The 14445-nt window shown below is 63.1% G+C and carries 13 protein-coding genes; 8 read left to right on the plus strand and 5 right to left on the minus strand.

Going from position 1 to position 14445, the window contains the following annotated elements:
- Positions 1-160: 160 nt before the first annotated feature.
- Positions 161-1123 (plus strand): DMT family transporter, encoded by a 963-nt coding sequence (locus tag AAZU54_RS20645; protein WP_186554741.1) that lies wholly within the window; start codon positions 161-163, stop codon positions 1121-1123.
- 100 nt (positions 1124-1223) lie between these two features.
- Here the strand turns inward: AAZU54_RS20645 and AAZU54_RS20650 are convergent, their stop codons facing one another.
- Positions 1224-2618 (minus strand): class II fumarate hydratase, encoded by a 1395-nt coding sequence (locus tag AAZU54_RS20650; protein ID WP_434727595.1) that lies wholly within the window; start codon positions 2616-2618, stop codon positions 1224-1226.
- 154 nt (positions 2619-2772) lie between these two features.
- Here AAZU54_RS20650 and AAZU54_RS20655 point away from each other — a divergent pair, with 154 nt between their 5' ends.
- The 7 genes from AAZU54_RS20655 to AAZU54_RS20685 all read left to right on the plus strand — a co-directional run bounded on the left by AAZU54_RS20655 (position 2773) and on the right by AAZU54_RS20685 (position 10636).
- Positions 2773-3294: a DUF2059 domain-containing protein gene (locus AAZU54_RS20655; protein WP_264235162.1), complete on the plus strand. Its 522-nt coding sequence runs from the start codon at positions 2773-2775 to the stop codon at positions 3292-3294.
- Between the two features lie 10 nt (positions 3295-3304).
- Entirely contained in the window at positions 3305-3601 is a 297-nt protein-coding gene (locus AAZU54_RS20660) for a BolA family protein (RefSeq protein ID WP_186554744.1), read from the plus strand.
- A 176-nt stretch (positions 3602-3777) separates the two neighbouring features.
- Complete coding sequence (locus tag AAZU54_RS20665; protein ID WP_186554745.1) at positions 3778-4710, plus strand: rhodanese-related sulfurtransferase; 933 nt, start codon at positions 3778-3780, stop codon at positions 4708-4710.
- Between the two features lie 3 nt (positions 4711-4713).
- Positions 4714-5346, plus strand: coding sequence for a DsbA family protein (locus AAZU54_RS20670; protein ID WP_186554746.1), 633 nt, complete (start codon positions 4714-4716; stop codon positions 5344-5346).
- Positions 5339-7171 (plus strand): ABC transporter ATP-binding protein, encoded by a 1833-nt coding sequence (locus tag AAZU54_RS20675; RefSeq protein WP_186554747.1) that lies wholly within the window; start codon positions 5339-5341, stop codon positions 7169-7171. Before AAZU54_RS20670 ends, AAZU54_RS20675 begins: the two co-directional genes overlap by 8 nt.
- A 183-nt stretch (positions 7172-7354) precedes the next feature.
- A complete protein-coding gene (locus tag AAZU54_RS20680; RefSeq protein WP_312155196.1) occupies positions 7355-9811 on the plus strand; it encodes an EAL domain-containing protein in 2457 nt (818 codons plus the stop codon).
- Positions 9812-9850: 39 nt separating this feature from the next.
- Positions 9851-10636, plus strand: a complete 786-nt coding sequence (locus tag AAZU54_RS20685; protein WP_312155194.1) for a TenA family transcriptional regulator — start codon at positions 9851-9853, stop codon at positions 10634-10636.
- A 152-nt stretch (positions 10637-10788) separates the two neighbouring features.
- Here AAZU54_RS20685 and AAZU54_RS20690 read toward each other — a convergent pair whose 3' ends face one another.
- From AAZU54_RS20690 to AAZU54_RS20705, 4 genes are all read right to left on the minus strand, one after another.
- On the minus strand, positions 10789-11529 hold the full coding sequence (locus AAZU54_RS20690; RefSeq protein WP_186554750.1) for a YciK family oxidoreductase: 741 nt from the start codon (positions 11527-11529) through the stop codon (positions 10789-10791).
- Between the two features lie 92 nt (positions 11530-11621).
- Positions 11622-12293 (minus strand): N-acetylmuramic acid 6-phosphate phosphatase MupP, encoded by a 672-nt coding sequence (gene mupP, locus AAZU54_RS20695; RefSeq protein ID WP_434727596.1) that lies wholly within the window; start codon positions 12291-12293, stop codon positions 11622-11624.
- 2 nt (positions 12294-12295) lie between these two features.
- A complete protein-coding gene (ubiG, locus tag AAZU54_RS20700; RefSeq protein ID WP_186554752.1) occupies positions 12296-12994 on the minus strand; it encodes a bifunctional 2-polyprenyl-6-hydroxyphenol methylase/3-demethylubiquinol 3-O-methyltransferase UbiG in 699 nt (232 codons plus the stop codon).
- 64 nt (positions 12995-13058) lie between these two features.
- The gene (locus AAZU54_RS20705) at positions 13059-14381 is read right to left on the minus strand and encodes a TRZ/ATZ family hydrolase (protein WP_434727597.1); all 1323 of its coding nucleotides are present in this window, start codon (positions 14379-14381) and stop codon (positions 13059-13061) included.
- Positions 14382-14445 lie beyond the last annotated feature (64 nt).

The raw sequence follows: 14445 nt of genomic DNA on the forward strand, positions 1-14445 counted from the left end.
GTTCGGGGGGGTGGGGGCTTGCCCCGCGATGAGGCCGGCATGACCAGCCATGCCCTGTGGGAATGACCTGATGAATTCTTTTCCCGCCACTTTCCCCCAGTCACGTACTCCAAGCCCTTAGAATCCACAGACCCGAACCAAGGGCTTGAACGAGGACGTTATGCATATCACTTCCGGACGCTGGGTCCATGGCCTGCTGTTGGCACTATTGACCGCGCTGCTCTGGGGCATCTTGCCGATCAAGCTCAAGCAAGTCCTGCAGGTCATGGATCCGGTGACCGTCACCTGGTATCGCCTGCTGGTTTCTGGTGGCCTGCTGTTCGCCTGGCTTGCGGCCAATCGACGGCTGCCAACCTTTGCAGGCATGGGGCGCAAGCGTCTGGGCCTGGTGGGCGTGGCCATCTGCGGCCTGCTGGGGAACTACGTGCTGTACCTGATCGGGCTGAAGCTGCTCAGCCCCGGCACCGCGCAACTGGTGGTGCAACTTGGCCCGGTGCTGCTGTTGGTGGCCAGCGTGTTCGTCTTCAAAGAGCGTTTCAGCCTGGGGCAGGGCTTGGGTCTGCTGGTGTTGCTGATGGGCTTTGGGTTGTTCTTCAATCAGCGCCTGGAAGAACTGTTGACCTCGCTGGGCGCCTATACCACGGGTGTATTGACCATTTTGCTGGCGACCAGCATCTGGGTGTTCTATGCCCTGAGCCAGAAGCAGTTGCTCACCGTGTGGAACTCGCAGCAAGTGATGATGGTGATCTACCTGGGCTGCGCCGGCTTGCTGATGCCGTGGGTGCATCCGCTGGAGGCGCTGCAGTTGAGCCCGTTGCAGGGTTGGCTGTTGTTGGCCTGCTGCCTGAACACCCTGGTGGCCTACGGCGCGTTTGCCGAGGCGTTGGCCCACTGGGAAGCCTCGCGGGTGAGTGCGACCCTGGCCTTGACGCCGTTGGTGACCTTCGTTGCCGTGGCGCTGGCGGCGTGGCTGTGGCCGGACTACGTGCATGCCGAGGACATCAATGCCCTGGGTTATGTGGGCGCGGTGACGGTGGTGGCGGGGTCGGCGATGGTCGCCCTGGGGCCGTCGTTGGTGGCCGGCTGGCGGGCACGGCGGGCGCGTTTGGCTCAGGTGCATTGATTGCCTCGCCGGCCCTATCGCGGTACAAGCCCGCTCCCACGTGTGATCCCGTGGGAGCGGGCTTGTCCCGCGATAGGGCCAGTACAGGCACTACAACTCTTTAGCCCTTGGCCCCCGGCGCCAGCATGTTTTCCGGTCGCACCCACTCATCGAACTGCTCGTTAGTCAGGTACTGCAGCTCCAAGGCCGCCTCGCGCAAGGTCGTGCCCTCGCTATAAGCCTTCTTGGCAATCTCTGCCGCCTTGTCATAGCCAATATGCGGATTGAGCGCTGTCACCAGCATCAAGCCGCGCTCCAGATGCGCCGCCATCTGCTCGGCATCCGGCTCGATCCCGGCCACGCAGTGCTGCTGGAAGTTGCGACAGCCATCGGCCAGCAACTCGATCGATTGCAACAGGTTATGAATGATCACCGGCTTGAACACGTTCAACTGCAGATGCCCTTGGCTGGCGGCAAAGCCAATCGCCGCGTCGTTGCCCAGCACCTGGCAGGCGAGCATCGACAACGCCTCGCACTGGGTCGGGTTGACCTTGCCGGGCATGATCGAGCTGCCCGGCTCATTGGCCGGCAAGCGCACTTCGGCAAGCCCGGCACGTGGGCCAGAGCCGAGCAGGCGCAGGTCGTTGGCGATCTTCATCAAGGCCACCGCCAAGGTCTTCAGCGCGCCAGCCAGGCTGGTCAGCGGCTCGTGGCCGGCAAGGGCGGCAAACTTGTTCGGCGCCGTGACGAACGGCAGGCCGGACAGCGCCGCCAGTTCAGCTGCCACCGCCTCGGCAAAACCGAGCGGGGCGTTCAGGCCGGTGCCCACCGCCGTGCCACCCTGGGCCAGCTCGCACACCGCCGGCAAGGTGGCGCGGATGGCGCGCTGGGCGTAGTCGAGCTGGGCAACGAAGGCCGATACCTCCTGGCCAAAGGTGATCGGCGTGGCATCCATCATGTGCGTGCGGCCGGTCTTGACCAGATTGATGTGGCGCGCCGACAGCTCGGCCAGCCCTGCGGACAATTCGGCAATCGCCGGCAGCAGCTTGTCGTGCACAGCCTGCGCCGCGGCGATGTTCATCGCGGTAGGGAAGCAGTCGTTGGAACTCTGCGAGCGGTTGACGTGATCATTCGGGTGCACCGGCACTTTGCCGCCGCGACCCTTGCCGGCCAGTTCGTTGCCGCGCCCGGCGATCACTTCGTTGACGTTCATGTTGCTCTGGGTACCGCTGCCGGTCTGCCAGACGACCAGCGGAAACTGCTCGTCATGCTCGCCAGCGAGTACTTCGTCGGCGGCTTGCTCGATCAGCCGGGCGATGTCGGCCGGCAGGTCGCCATTGCGGTCGTTGACCCGCGCCGCGGCTTTCTTGATCAGCGCCAGGGCGTGCAACACGGCAAGCGGCATGCGCTCTTTACCGATGGCGAAGTTGATCAGCGAACGCTGGGTCTGTGCGCCCCAGTAAGCGTCCTCAGGAACTTCGACCTGACCCAGGCTGTCTGTCTCGATACGGCTCATGCTGCGTTCACTCCTTTGTCGTCTGAATCCGCAGTTTAGGCCCTGATTCGAAAGAGCGGTTCAATCGCTCGTCGTGCCACTTGAGTACAGCGCCCAGCGCGGCGCAGAATGCTCTACTCTGAGGTATCCGCCTCCCTCTCTTGAAGGATTTGCAATGACCCGTCTCCGTGTCCTCTGTGCCGCCGTCGCGCTGGCCTGTGCCAGCGGCCAGGTACTCGCCGCCACCCCTGCTCACAACCAAGCCGCCGAGAAATTCCTGACCCTGGCCAACGCTGACAAGTTGGGCACTCCGGTGTACATGCAGGTCCAGCAGATGTTTGCCCAGCGCTTCGAGCAGACCAAGGCGCCGGCCTCCAAGAAGTCCGTGCTCGACAGTTACCAGGCCAAGGCCAACGCCGCCCTGGACAACGCCATCGGTTGGAAAAAGCTGCAGCCGAAAATGGTCAGCCTGTACACCGCGACCTTCACCGAAAGCGAGCTCAAGGACCTGGTCAAGTTCTACGAGTCGCCGCTGGGCAAGAAAGTCCTGCGCGAAATGCCGAAGGTCACCCAGCAGTCGGCCCAGCTGACCCAGCAGAGCCTTGAGCCTGCGGTGCCTGTGGTCAACAAGCTGCTCGAAGACATGACCAAGGAGCTCGACCCCAACGCTGGCAAAGCGGCTCCCGCGAAAAAGTGAGTAACACCCGATGAGCATGCAGCAACGCATCGAGCAGCAACTGGCGCCGTTGGGCACCCAGCACCTTGAGGTGTTCAACGAGAGCCACATGCACAGCCGCGGCCAGGAAAGCCACTACAAGGCGGTGCTGGTCAGCGAGCAGTTCGCCGGCCTCAACAGCGTCAAGCGCCACCAGAAGGTCTACGCGACCATGGGCGACTTGATGGGCCAGATTCATGCCCTGGCGATTCATACCTATACCCCTGAAGAGTGGGCCCAGGTTGGCGCTGCGCCAGCCTCGCCGGTCTGCGCTGGCGGCGGTCACTGAATCCTTCTGGCCATTCTGGTAAACTTCGCATCACCCGTGGGAGCGGGCTTGCCCGGCAATAGCGCCAATCGACGCTATCGCCGGGCAAGCCCGCTCCCACGTGCATTTATGATTCATCGTCAAATTGTCATTCCGGTCCGCCCCTTACGAGGGTGACCACTTGGAGAAAAGTGTTCATGTCCCAAGCTATCGTCGTGGCGGCGCTGTACAAGTTCGTCACCCTGGAAGACTACGTCGAGCTGCGCGAGCCGCTGCTCAAGGCCATGCTGGACAACGGCGTCAAAGGCACCTTGCTGCTGGCCCTAGAAGGCATCAACGGCACCGTGTCGAGCACCCGCGAAGGCATCGACGGCCTGCTCGCCTGGCTGCGCAATGATCCGCGCCTGATCGACGTTGACCACAAAGAATCCTACTGCGACGAGCAGCCGTTCTACCGCACCAAGGTCAAGCTGAAAAAAGAGATCGTCACCCTCGGCGTGCCGGGCGTGGACCCCAACCACAAGGTTGGCACCTACGTCGAGCCCAAAGACTGGAACGCGCTGATCAGCGACCCCGAAGTGCTGCTGATCGACACCCGCAACGACTACGAAGTGGCCATCGGCACCTTCAAGGGCGCGATCGACCCGAAGACCGAGACCTTCCGCGAGTTCCCCGACTACATCAAGGCCAACTTCGACCCCAGCAAGCACAAGAAGGTGGCGATGTTCTGCACCGGTGGCATCCGCTGCGAAAAAGCCTCCAGCTATATGCTCGGTGAAGGCTTCGAGGAGGTCTATCATCTTAAAGGTGGCGTGCTGAAGTACTTCGAGGAAGTGCCTCAGGAACAAAGCCTGTGGGACGGCGACTGCTTCGTCTTCGACAACCGGGTCACGGTGCGTCATGACCTGACCGAGGGCGAGTACGACCAGTGCCACGCTTGCCGTCATCCGATCAACGTGGAAGACCGTGCGTCCGAACACTACTCGCCGGGTGTCAGTTGCCCGCATTGCTGGGACAGCCTCAGCGAGAAGACCCGACGCAGCGCCATCGACCGGCAGAAGCAGATCGAACTGGCCAAGGCGCGCAATCTGCCCCACCCGATCGGCTACAACTACAAAGCCGAGGCTTGATGCATGTCTGCACGCCTGCTTTATGTGATGGACCCGATGTGCTCCTGGTGCTGGGGCTTTGCGCCAGTGGCGCAGGCCCTGATCGCCCAGGCGCAAGACGCCGGCGTGCCGACCCGCCTGGTAGCCGGCGGTTTGCGCACCGGCAGCAGCGCGCTGGATGCCTCGACCCGTCGCTATATCCTTGAGCACTGGCAGGCCGTGGCTGAAGCGACGGGCCAGGTGTTTCGCTTCGACGGGGCGATGCCTGATGGTTTTGTCTACGACACCGAGCCTGCCTGCCGTGCCCTGGTCGCTGCGCGCGAGCTGGATGCCGAGCGGGCCTGGGGCCTGCTGGCACTGATTCAGCGCGGTTTCTACGAGCACGGCCTGGACGTCACCCGTGCCCCGCAGTTGCTCGAGCTGGCCGAACAGGCCGGCTTTGACCGCGAACAGTTCTCTGCCAGCCTGATCAGTAGCGAAACCCGCGCCGCGACCGCTGCCGATTTTAGTTGGGTGCAGGACCTGGGCATTGCCGGCTTCCCGACGCTGCTGGCCGAGCGCAATGGCCAGCTGGCACTGCTGACCAACGGCTACCAGCCGCTGGAGCGCTTGCAACCCTTGCTCGGCCGCTGGCTGCAGCAGGCCGCTTGTGCTTGATCTGCCAGGGTCGCCCGACCCTGTGCCGGGGAAGCCTCAAACTGTGGCCGATCGACTGAGCTGGGCGGAAATCCGCCGCCTGGCCCTGCATCACCGCAAAGCCTTGTGGAGCGCCAACCTGGTGGCGGTGCTCGCAGCCCTGTGCAGCGTGCCGATCCCTTTGCTGCTGCCGCTGTTGGTCGACGAGGTGCTGCTGGGTAACGGTGACGCCGCGCTCAAGTGGATGAACAACCTGTTGCCGGCCAACTGGCAGGTAGCGGCTGGTTACATCGGCCTGATGCTGGTGGCTACGTTGTGCCTGCGCCTGGCGGCGCTGGCGTTCAACGTGGTGCAGGCCAAGCTGTTTGCCGGCTTGGCCAAGGACATCGTCTACCGCCTGCGCATTCGCCTGATCGAGCGGCTCAAACGGATCTCGCTCAAGGAATACGAAAGCCTGGGTAGCGGCACCGTGACCACCCATCTGGTCACCGACCTGGATACCCTGGACAAGTTCGTCGGCGAGACCCTCAGTCGCTTCCTGGTAGCGGTGCTGACCTTGACCGGTACAGCGGCGATCCTGATCTGGATGCACTGGCAGCTGGCCTTGCTGATTCTGCTGTTCAACCCGCTGGTGATCTACTTCACTGTGCAGCTGGGCAAGCGGGTCAAGCACCTGAAGAAGCTGGAAAACGACAGCACCGCACGCTTTACCCAGGCACTGACCGAAACCCTCGACGCCATCCAGGAAATCCGCGCTGGCAACCGCCAGGGCTATTTCCTCGGGCGCCTTGGCCTGCGCGCCCGGGAAGTGCGCGACTATGCCGTGGCCTCGCAATGGAAAAGCGACGCCAGCGGGCGGGCCAGCGGCCTGTTGTTCCAGTTCGGTATCGACATCTTCCGCGCCGCGGCGATGCTCACGGTGCTGTTCTCGGACCTGTCGATCGGCCAGATGCTGGCCGTGTTCAGCTACCTGTGGTTCATGATCGGCCCGGTCGAGCAGTTGCTCAACCTGCAGTACGCCTACTATGCCGCAGGCGGCGCGCTGAGCCGGCTCAACGAACTGCTGGCGCGCGATGACGAGCCGCAGTACCCGGCGGCCACTGACCCGTTCAGCGGCCGCGAAACGGTGGCAATCGAGGTGCGCGACCTGCGCTTTGCCTATGCTGACGAGCCGGTGCTGGAGCATCTGGAGCTGTCCATCGCCCCCGGCGAGAAGGTCGCCATCGTCGGTGCCAGCGGCGGCGGCAAGAGCACCCTGGTGCAGTTGCTGTTGGGCCTGTATACCGCGCAAGCCGGCACCATCCGCTTTGGCGGCGCGAGCTTGCAGGAGATCGGCCTGGAGACCCTGCGTGAGAACGTCGCAGTCGTGCTGCAGCATCCTTCGCTGTTTAACGACACGGTGCGCGCCAACCTGACCATGGGCCGCGAGTGCAGTGATGATGCCTGCTGGCAGGCGCTGCGCATTGCCCAGCTCGACGCCACCATCGCCGCCTTGCCGCAAGGGCTGGACAGCGTGGTAGGGCGTTCGGGTGTGCGCTTGTCGGGTGGTCAGCGCCAGCGTCTGGCGATTGCCCGGATGGTCTTGGCCGAACCTAAGGTGGTGATCCTCGACGAAGCGACCTCGGCGCTGGATGCCGCAACCGAGTACAACCTGCACCAGGCGTTGGCCCGGTTCCTCAGTGGCCGCACCACGCTGATCATCGCTCACCGCCTCTCTGCGGTGAAACAAGCCGATCGGGTATTGGTATTCGATGGCGGGCATGTGGCCGAGGATGGCGATCATCAGCAACTGATTGCTGAGGGTGGGCTGTATGCCAAGTTGTACGGGCATTTGCAGCAGACCTGAGTTTTTCTGTAGTTAGTTTGGCCTCATCGCACCGCTGCGACTTGTCGCGCGATGAGGCCCGACTAGACGCTACAAATCTCTTTTATGGCGTTATTAAAATCCCTCCACGCAGATGGCAAATGGCCTACGCTAGTGCTTGTCTGGGTTGATTCGTGCCTTATCTGCCGCAGTGACAGGGAATCCATGAAGGGAATTCGTACTCTAGAAGCGCCAAAGCTATTGGGCATCATCTGGCCCTTTGTCGCGGTTGTCATTTTCCAGGTCTTGCTGGGCAGCCTCAGCCTCTACACGCTTTCGGCGGTACGCGCCTATGTGGCAGGGGAGAGCCTCTGGTCCAAGGCGCAGAAAGACGCCATCTATTACCTCAACCTGTACGCCGAAAGCCCAAGCGAACGGATTTTCCAGCGCTATCGCCAGGCCATTGCCGTGCCGCAGGGCGACCACGAGCTACGCCTGGCGCTCGACCAGCTTAACCCTGACCTCGATGCTGCGCGGGCGGGCATCCTGCAGGGCGGCAATCACCCTGATGATGTCACCCGGATCATCTGGTTCTATCGCAACTTTCGTCATATCAGCTACATGGAAACGGCGATTTCCTACTGGGATATCGGCGATGACTATTTACGTCAGCTGGATATTCTCGCCAACGAGATGCGCACAGGGTTCGCCAGTGGGCAGCCAGACCCCGAGCAGATAAGTGCCTGGAAGGCGCGCATCGTCAATATCAACGAGGGCGTGACGCCTGCGGCCAAGGCCTTCAGCGATGCCCTGGGTGAAGGCTCGCGGGTGCTGCTCAAGGTGTTGCTGATCACCAACCTGCTCACCGCGTTGTTTCTCATCACCATGGCTTGGCGCCGCTCAAGCAAACTGTTGGCCCAGCGCCAGGCGTTTGCCAGTGCCTTGCAGGCCGAGCGCGAACGGGCGCAGATCACCTTGGAGTCGATTGGTGATGCGGTGATCACGGCCGATGTCGAGGGCAATATCGTCTTCATGAACCCGGCCGCCGAGCAGTTGACCCACTGGCAGGCCGGGCCGGCCCATGGCCTGCCGTTGACGGCCTTGTTCAGCCTGGTCGATGAACACAGTGATGAGGATGCCCGCGGTCTGGTCGAGCAAGTGCTCAGCGGCAGCCTCAAGGGCGGTGCCGAACATGCTCGTTTGATCCAGCGTCTGGACGGCAGCACCGTGTCGATCAATCTGGTCGGCTCGCCGATCATCAGTGCCGGCAAGGTCAGCGGCATCGTGCTGGTGCTGCACGACATGACCCAGGAGCGCCAATACATCGCCAACCTGTCCTGGCAGGCAACCCACGACGCCCTGACCGGTCTGGCCAACCGCCGCGAATTCGAATACCGCCTGGAACAAGCGCTCAATAGCCTGGCGCGCCAGGCTGGGCGGCATTCGCTGATGTTCCTCGATCTGGATCAGTTCAAGCTGGTCAACGACACCTGCGGCCATGCTGCCGGCGATGAGCTGCTGCGGCACATCTGCGCCGTGTTGCAGTCGGGTTTGCGCGAGGGCGATACCCTGGCGCGCCTGGGTGGCGACGAGTTTGGCGTGTTGCTGGAAAACTGCCCGGCGGAGCAGGCCGAGCGCATCGCCGAGCATCTGCGCCAGCTGGTCCAGAGCCTGCATTTTGTCTGGAAAGGCCGCCCGTTCATCACCACCGTGAGTATTGGCCTGGTGCACATGGCCCAGGCGCCGAGCACCCTGGAAGCTTCGCTACGGGCCGCCGACATGGCTTGCTACATGGCCAAGGAGAAGGGGCGCAACCGGGTGCAGGTCTATCACGCCGATGACAGCGAGTTGTCCATGCGCTTTGGCGAAATGGCCTGGATCCAGCGCCTGCACGTGGCGTTGGAAGAAAACCGCTTCTGCCTGTATGCCCAGGAGATCGCGCCTTTGAGCTACCAGGAAGGGCCGGGGCATATTGAAATTCTGCTCAGGCTGCACGACGAGAGCGGACGCACGGTGATGCCGGACAGCTTCATTCCGGCGGCCGAGCGTTATGGGTTGATGACCGCGCTGGATCGCTGGGTGGTGCGCAATGTGTTCCAGATCATTCGCCAGTGCCTGGACGAGGACCGCGGCGGGCCGCTGGCGATGTGCGCGATCAACCTGTCCGGTTCGAGCATCGGTGATGACAAGTTTCTTGAATATTTGCAGCGGCTGTTCGGCGAGTTCGACATCCCGCCGCGGCTGATTTGCTTCGAAATTACCGAAACCAGCGCCATCGCCAACCTGGGCAGTGCGATTCGCTTCATCAACGAATTGAAGGGATTGGGCTGCCGGTTCTCCCTGGATGATTTCTGCGCCGGAATGTCGTCATTCGCTTATTTGAAGCATTTACCCGTCGACTTCCTGAAGATCGACGGAAGTTTCGTTAAAGATATGCTGGACGATCCGATCAATCGCGCTATGGTGGAGGTGATCAACCACATCGGCCACGTCATGGGTAAACGGACGATTGCCGAGTTTGTCGAGACTCCATTGATCGAGCAGGCCCTGCAGGAAATCGGCGTGGACTACGCCCAGGGCTACTTGATCGAGCGGCCGCAGGTATTCACCTGCGACAGCCTGCAACGCCAGCGGATTGCTGCAAGGCCACTGCTGCAAAGGGCACCAGGGACGTTTCGCTGAAGGTCGTTCGAAAAATCACAAGGAATCAAGGAGCTGACAGTGATTGATACATTTGTTCGGATCGGGCCATTGATGGATCCCGCCAGTTATCCGCAGTGGGCGCAACACATGATCGACGACTGTCGTGAAAGCAAGCGGCGGGTGGTCGAGCACGAATTCTATCAGCGCCTGCGCGATGGCCAACTGAGGCCGGCGACCATTCGCCAGTACCTGATTGGCGGCTGGCCGGTGGTCGAGCAATTCTCCTTGTACATGGCGCACAACCTGACCAAGACCCGCTTCGCCCGCCATCCCGGCGAAGACATGGCCCGGCGTTGGTTGATGCGCAATATCCGCGTCGAGCTCAACCATGCTGATTACTGGGTGCACTGGTGCCACGCCCATGGCGTCACACTGGGGGATCTGCAGGCGCAGGACGTGCCGCCTGAGCTCAATGGCCTGAACGATTGGTGCTGGCGAGTGTGCGCCACCGAGTCGCTGGCCATTGCCATGGCGGCGACCAACTATGCCATCGAGGGTGCGACCGGGGAGTGGTCGGCGGTGGTGTGTGCGGATGATACCTATGCCCAGGGCTTCCCTGAAGAGACCCGCAAGCGCGCCATGAAGTGGCTGAAGATGCATGCCCAGTATGACGATGCGCATCCATGGGAGGCGCTGGAGATCATTTGCACGCTGGTCGGGGAGAATCCCACCCCGCTGTTGCGCGCCGAGCTACGCCGGGCGGTGTGCAAGAGCTATGACTGCATGTACCTGTTCCTGGAGCGCTGCATGCAGCTGGAGCAGCGTCAGGCAGGGCGGACTCGGTTGGGCTTGGCGGCGGGCTGAGTCGCTGCCATCGCCATCGCGGGGCAAGCCCGCTCCCACGCAAGGAGAGGTAGTTTGCGTGGGAGCGGGCTTGCTTGCTCCCACGCCAAGCTAGGTAGGCCGCGTGGGAGCGGGCTTGCCCCGCGATAGCGTCGCTACAGGCGCAGGCCAGCTTACTGGGCGTTCAGCGCCTGCCCATTCACATCCTTGCTATCCGGCCCCATCAGGTACAGATACACCGGCATGATCTCTTCAGGCAGCGGATTATCCTGCGGATTCTCGCTCGGATAGGCCAGCGCGCGCATGGCGGTGCGGGTTGCCCCTGGGTTGATGCTGTTGGAGCGTACCGGCGCCACGTTTTCCAGCTCGTCGGCCAGGGTCTGCATCAGCCCTTCGGTAGCGAACTTCGACACCCCGTACGCCCCCCAGTAAGCCCGGCCCTTACGCCCAACGCTACTGGAGGTGAACACCACCGAAGCATCCTCGGACAGCTTGAGCAGCGGCAGCAGCGTGCTGGTGAGCATGAACGTGGCATTGACGTTGATGTGCATCACGCGCATGAAGTTGTCACCCGACAGCTGCTCCAGCGGGGTGCGTGGGCCGATGATCGAGGCATTGTTGAGCAGGCCGTCGAGGCGACCAAACTCTTTCTCGATCATCACCGCCAGCTCGTCGTACTGGTGGGGCAGGGCGGTTTCCAGGTTGAACGGGACCGCTACGGGCTCAGGGTGGCCGGCGGCGACGATTTCATCATAGACCTGGTTGAGATTGGCTTCGGTCTTGCCCAGCAGCAGGACGGTGGCGCCAAGGGCGGCGTAGGCCTTGGCGGCAGCGGCGCCGATGCCACGGCCAGCGCCGGTGACCAGGATGACCCGGCCTTTGAGCAGGTCGGGGCGGGCGGTGTAGTCGAACATGAGCTCTGTCCTTTGAATTCAGTAGGGCCGCACACCTGCGAGGGGGCGGGAAAGCCCGCTCCCTCGCGGCTGGTAAGCTCCTTTGAGAGTAATCAGCAGCCGCAAAGCGCGCTGTCGAGCACCTTGCGCAGCTCCAGCGGGTGGTCCACCACCACGTCTGCACCCCAATTGTTGGGGTTGTCCTGAGGATGAATATAGCCATAGCGCACTGCCGCAGTACGGGTGCCGGCGTCGCGGCCAGACTCGATGTCGCGCAGGTCATCGCCGACGAACAAGACGCTGGCCGGGTCCAGGTCCAGGGTCTTGCAGGCCAAGATCAGCGGCTCAGGGTCAGGCTTGCTGTTCTTCACATGGTCCGGGCAGATCAGCAACGCGGAACGCTCGGCCAGGCCCAGGCGCTGCATGATCGGCTCAGCGAAGCGCACCGGCTTGTTGGTCACCACGCCCCAGATCAGGCCGCCTTTTTCGATGTCGGCCAACAGCTCGCCCATGCCATCGAACAGCTTGCTGTGCACGGCACAATCTCGCTGATAGTGCTCGAGGAACTCCAGGCGCAGGGCCTCGAAGCCTTCGGCTTGCGGGTCCATGGCAAAGGTCGCAGCGACCATCGCCCGGGCGCCGCCGGAGATCACGTCGCGGATCAGCTTGTCGTCAATGGCAGGCAGGCCGCGCTCGGCGAGCATGGCCTGGCAGATGGCGATGAAGTCCGGCGCGGTGTCCAGCAGCGTGCCGTCCATGTCGAAGAGTACTGCTCGCAAACGCATGCTCATTCCTCGCGCAGGGTCTGGATCATGTAGTTGACGTCAACGTCGCTGCACAGCTTGTAGTGCTTGGTCAGCGGGTTGTAGGTCAGGCCGATGATGTCTTTGACTTCCAGGCCGGCCACGCGGCTCCAGGCGCCGAGCTCCGACGGGCGGATGAATTTCTTGAAGTCGTGGGTGCCGCGCGGGAGCATCTTGAGGATGTACTCGGCGCCGATGATCGCCAGCAGGTAGGCCTTGGGGTTGCGGTTGATGGTGGAGAAGAACACCTGGCCGCCCGGCTTGACCATGCGGTAGCAGGCGCGGATTACCGACGAAGGGTCGGGCACGTGCTCGAGCATCTCAAGGCAGGTGACCACGTCGAACTGCTCGGGCATTTCTTCTGCCAGGGCCTCGGCGGTGATCTGCCGGTATTCGACTTCGACGCCCGATTCCAGCTGGTGCAGCTGGGCCACCGCCAGCGGCGCTTCGCCCATGTCGATGCCAGTCACAGTGGCGCCGCGCTGGGCCATGGCTTCGCTGAGGATGCCGCCGCCGCAGCCGACGTCGAGTACCTTCTTGCCGGCCAGGCTGACGCGTTCATCGATCCAGTTCACGCGCAGCGGGTTGATGTCGTGCAGCGGCTTGAACTCGCTCTCGCGGTCCCACCAGCGGTGAGCCAGGGCCTCGAATTTGGCGATTTCGGCGTGGTCGACGTTGCTCATTGAACAAATCCTCTGAATCTTCGATGAAAGGTGTCACAGGGCGGCAGCCGCAGCTGCCGGCCAGTCATTCTTTGCCTGCGATGCGCGCGCCCCAGGTGCGGGCCATGGCGGTCAGCGCCGTTTCGTCCATGCGCGTCAGGCGGCGCTCGTCGAGCAGTTGCTCGCCGGCCACCCAAACGTGCCGCGCGCAGTCGCGGCTGGTGGCGTAGATCAATTGTGATACCGGGTCGTGGACCGGCTGCTGGGCCAGGCCCGACAGGTCGAAGGCCACCAGGTCTGCAGCCTTGCCCACCTCCAGTGAACCGATGCGCGCTTCCAACCCCAGGGCGCGGGCGCCGTTGAGGGTAGCCATGCGCAGCGCGCGGTGAGCATCCAGCGCCGCCGCAGAGCCAGCGACCGCCTTGGCCAGCAGGGCGGCGGTGCGAGTCTCGCCAAGCAGGTCCAGATCGTTGTTGCTGGCTGCACCATCGGTGCCTACCGCGACATTGACCCCAGCCTGCCACAGGCGCTCGACCGGGCAGAAGCCGCTGGCCAGCTTGAGGTTGGACTCCGGGCAGTGGATTACGCTGGTGTTGCTTTCTACCAGCAGCGCCAGATCGTCGTCGCTGATCTGGGTCATGTGCACCGCTTGCAGGTTGGGGCCCAGCAGGCTCAGCCGAGCCAGCCGGGCCAGCGGCCGCTCGCCATGCTCGGCCACGGCCTGCTCGACCTCGCTGGCGGTTTCGTGGATATGCATGTGCAGCGGCGCATCCAGCTGGTCGGCAATCACCCGGATCTTCTCCAGGTTGTGGTCGTTGACCGTATACGGCGCGTGCGGGCCGAGGGCGATGGTGATGCGCGGGTGATGGCGCAGATCGCCGAACAGCTCGATGGCCAGGTGCAGGCCTTCGTCTGGCGTGCGTGCGCCAGGGATCGGGAAGTCCAGCAACGGCACCGCCACCTGGGCGCGGATGCCGCTACGGTGGACCCGGTCGCAGGCCTCGCGGGGGTAGAAATACATGTCGGCGAAGCAGGTGATGCCGCCTTTGAGCTGCTCGGCGATGGCCAGGTCAGTGCCATCACGGACGAACCCCTCATCGACCCAACGCCCCTCGGCGGGCCAGATGTGCTCGTGTAGCCAGGTCATCAAGGGCAAGTCGTCAGCCAGACCGCGGAACAACGTCATGGCGGCGTGGCCATGGGCGTTGACCAGGCCAGGGCAGAGCAGGCAATCGGGCAGCTCGCGCACCTCGTTGGCGGCCGGTGCACGCTCGCGTGGGCCGATCCAGGCGATCAGGCCGTCGCGTAGGCCCAGGGCATGGCCTTCCAGTACTACCCCGGCCGGTTCCACAGGTACCAGCCAAGCCGGCACCAGCAGCAGGTCTAGGGGAGTGGAGGGCGTGGGCATGCGTGGGCTACCTGCAACGTTTGGGCGGAACGCGCAGTATACCCGAGCGCCCGCGGCTGAGGCT

It is taken from the genome of Pseudomonas sp. Je.1.5.c (genome assembly GCF_051129895.1).
Lineage (GTDB): Bacteria > Pseudomonadota > Gammaproteobacteria > Pseudomonadales > Pseudomonadaceae > Aquipseudomonas > Aquipseudomonas urmiensis.